4 protein-coding genes are annotated in these 3,242 nt (G+C 36.5%); all 4 read right to left on the reverse strand.

Annotation, left to right across the window (positions count from 1 at the left end):
- Positions 1 to 362 precede the first annotated feature (362 nt).
- Positions 363 to 827: a hypothetical protein gene (locus tag JMX07_RS13375; protein WP_201608415.1), complete on the reverse strand. Its 465-nt coding sequence runs from the start codon at positions 825 to 827 to the stop codon at positions 363 to 365.
- 84 nt (positions 828 to 911) lie between these two features.
- Complete coding sequence (locus JMX07_RS13380; RefSeq protein WP_165598457.1) at positions 912 to 1,592, reverse strand: hypothetical protein; 681 nt, start codon at positions 1,590 to 1,592, stop codon at positions 912 to 914.
- Positions 1,593 to 1,629: 37 nt separating this feature from the next.
- A complete protein-coding gene (locus tag JMX07_RS13385) occupies positions 1,630 to 2,385 on the reverse strand; it encodes a hypothetical protein (RefSeq protein WP_201608416.1) in 756 nt (251 codons plus the stop codon).
- Positions 2,386 to 2,596: 211 nt separating this feature from the next.
- Entirely contained in the window at positions 2,597 to 2,986 is a 390-nt protein-coding gene (locus tag JMX07_RS13390; RefSeq protein WP_201608417.1) for a hypothetical protein, read from the reverse strand.
- Positions 2,987 to 3,242: the final 256 nt, after the last annotated feature.

The raw sequence follows: 3,242 nt of genomic DNA on the forward strand, positions 1-3,242 counted from the left end.
GATAGTCGCCCAACGCTTCTATCAGCATGCGAACGGCGCGTTCTTTAATCTCAGGAGTGTAGGTTTGTTTTTTCATTGTCGTATTCTCTCAGAATGTTGAGTCTCCGACAATCCCGGGGCGGTTCATTGGTTGGCAATCATACGAGTTACAAATACATAGAAAGTATCACTAGTGATTCTATTTCATGAATGCAGTTTCGATAGTAGTAAATAGGCTACTAGCTATATATGAAACATAGCATTAGCAGCCTATTTTTTACTCAAGTCATGTTTGTGATACTGGTGTTTATTAATATAAACTAATTAGTAGTGATTTATCACATATATAATTTCAAATATGTGCTGGCATGCCAGCAATAGTCTTATCCTACATTACAACTTGTTAGCACTGGCGTACCTTTCTTGATAATTTTGATTAAATTAGCACCATCACTTTCACCCTCATAACTACTACTATAGTATCCGTCGATTTCTATTGTCATTGGAATGCGATAGCACTTCTTTTTATTAAGCTTTAATCTCTCAATCTCAGGATTGTCTGACTCAAGCGCAAACTGAGTAGGATAGTTTGTCTTAGATGCTTTGGGAATCATCGCTTTTGATTTGTTATCAACAGTAAATTCAGCCGGAAATCTTGCTTCGTTAACCATATTATATTCAAGAATCCCTGAGACTACAGTCTTTCCTTTATATCTTGTCAGGCCCTCATTATCCGTAGTGCCGACCTTTAATGGCGTAGCTGGCTTTGCCGCGGGAGCAGCATAAGCTGATACACCAGCAAGGGCTAATGCTGCTGCTACAGTAAGTGATACCAATTTGTTTTTCATTTGAAATCCTTTTGTGGGTTAGCTATTTTGCTGCAATAGTTGGGTTTAGACTGTGTATGTTATCGTATAATACGATTAGAGCATTTAATCAAAAAGACAAGTAAACGTTTTGTTTTTAGAATTATACGTTGCACCCATATCTATTATTTCGTCCCAATACTCCATCTTGTAAGATTTAAAATTAGGCAAAATAGTGGAGAGATTGGCGGTTGGTGCGAACTTTAAGGCTTCACCTGCACCTGAAGATTCTGGTCTAAACATAAATACGTATTCCTCTAAAGGCTGGCCGCGATATTTAATACCGTCTTTGAATATTAGATGATATGCGGTAAATTCACCTCCCTCTTTTATTTTTACTTCCTTTATCGTATCTCGATATGCTGATAACCATTGTGACCTCGGCTTAACAAAGTATCGATAGTCCTGTGATACCCCTTTAATACTATCCTCTAATGACAACTGACTTTGGTCGAAAGTTTTAAAGGATAAATTTTTACCTACACATCCGCCTTCCATATCACCAAATAAATAAAGCATATCACTTGTTGGTAATTTTTGAGAGCTGCTTATCGCTACTTTGTTAGTATCCACAGAAGAGCCACCTAAGCCTTGTTGTACACCTGCTATAGTTCCTGTCACTACCTCATTCACCAAAGAACCAACACTTTTTACTACTGTTGTGCCCATTGTTTGACTCTCAGCACAGCCTGATAGAGCAATAAGGCTGCTAATAGCAACCAATGACAACATATGATTCGATTTCATAATTTAATCCATTAGCGTTTAAAATACTGAATAAATATTACAGGTCAAAAGTACAGGTTATCTCATTACCATCATCATCAGAATCTATTAAATTAGGGTACATATCTCTGTTTTCAGGTTTATAAAAGTCTTCGAAGCTTTTAGCGATACCAAAATCCTTAGATGTACCAGAATTTCCTTCTTCTATCATTGCGAGAACATAAAGAGGCTGATAGCCTTCTTTTTGCCATTTGTAAAAATGCTGGGAAAAAGAAAAGTCTTCATCTGTATCACAATTAGATTGCACACGCGTTAATTCTTTTTCTCTAAATAGATCTTCAAGCTTATAAACGGCACTTGTTGTTTCATCTTCTGCTATGCCCTGACCAGAACTAATATTAACTAAGCTTGGTTTTGTTTTAGTGCCATAAGCTACAACATGGCTATGATCATCTAAATTACCAATGATGGAATAGTTGGTACCTCCATCTAAAGTAGGTATGTTGTTTCGCCATTCTCGCACACCAGGCATTTCAGCCAGCGTTTCCCATTGCCAATCAGTATTGGGCTTTAAAGCGAGATAATCAGTAACCTTAGAAAATCTAGGTGCGTTTTCTTCTTCGACAACCTCTTCTTCAATAACAACGATCTCTTCTTCAGCAACTGCTGGTTCTACTGCAACCACCTCTTTGTTAACAGCCGAATTTTCAGTAGCAACTTCTTGAGTAGCTTCCGCTTCTTTATTGTCCGTACAGCCAGATAACACAATAATACTGCTTATAGCAACTAATGATAAAACATGACCTGATTTCATAGTTAAGCTCTTAATATTGAAAATGAGTGGAAGGACTATAGGAACAAGAATTAATCTTTAGCAAAGAATAATGGGTACGAATGAATCTCCATTCATGTACCGAACACTTTTGCAGTTTTAAATTCATTAACCTATGGATCCGTTAAACAAACAAAAAAGTCGCCCATTGTTTATATGGACAACTCTTAATGATTTTTTAAAATGGTACTAGCTATTTACAGAATTTGGCAAAGAGGTTATTCACTACGGGGCGAGGTAGCGTGTAATCAGCCATCGCTTCTTTCAGGCTTTTGTAATCTATATCACTTACTATGTTTGAACTTATTGGGCTTGAACAAGTAATGCTTAGCACTCCTCTAAAACTACTTGTTTTACCATCAGCTGTTAAAGCAATCAGCAGGTTGTCTGGCTTTTTGAGATTAGCGCCTGTATACCCTTCTATTGTCATAGGATACGCAGTCCAAGTAGTGGTATACACACCACCGTCTTGACTAGTATAGACATTAATACCATCTGAAAAACTAGGGGCTGCCAATGCACTAGTAGATACAAGAGATGACAGGCTCAAGAAAGCTAAAGACAATAAGTAAGTGGATTTCATTACCGCTCCAATAGTTAACATTCGTCGTGAATTTTTACCTCCCTCATAATATAACATAAATGTTTTATCTTGTTACATAATCTTAATTAAATGTATAAACTTAACAAGTTAACATCTATTATGTTCTATCATAATTCATAAAAAATTATGAAACAGATGATAAGCTCTTTGGTATCGTTATCACATGAGATGCTAAAAAATATCGAATGAATGGTGTGGCTGACAAGATAGTTTCGAAATAACTGACTTACATACA

The sequence above is a fragment of the Psychrobacter immobilis genome, assembly GCF_904846235.1.
GTDB lineage: Bacteria > Pseudomonadota > Gammaproteobacteria > Pseudomonadales > Moraxellaceae > Psychrobacter > Psychrobacter immobilis_C.

What these genes read in the sequence shown, in the direction of transcription:
- JMX07_RS13375 (WP_201608415.1), bottom strand. Translation starts at nt 827, where the DNA reads ATGAAAAACAAATTGGTATCACTTACTGTAGCAGCAGCATTAGCCCTT.
- JMX07_RS13380 (WP_165598457.1), bottom strand. Translation starts at nt 1,592, where the DNA reads ATGAAATCGAATCATATGTTGTCATTGGTTGCTATTAGCAGCCTTATT.
- JMX07_RS13385 (WP_201608416.1), bottom strand. Translation starts at nt 2,385, where the DNA reads ATGAAATCAGGTCATGTTTTATCATTAGTTGCTATAAGCAGTATTATT.
- JMX07_RS13390 (WP_201608417.1), bottom strand. Translation starts at nt 2,986, where the DNA reads ATGAAATCCACTTACTTATTGTCTTTAGCTTTCTTGAGCCTGTCATCT.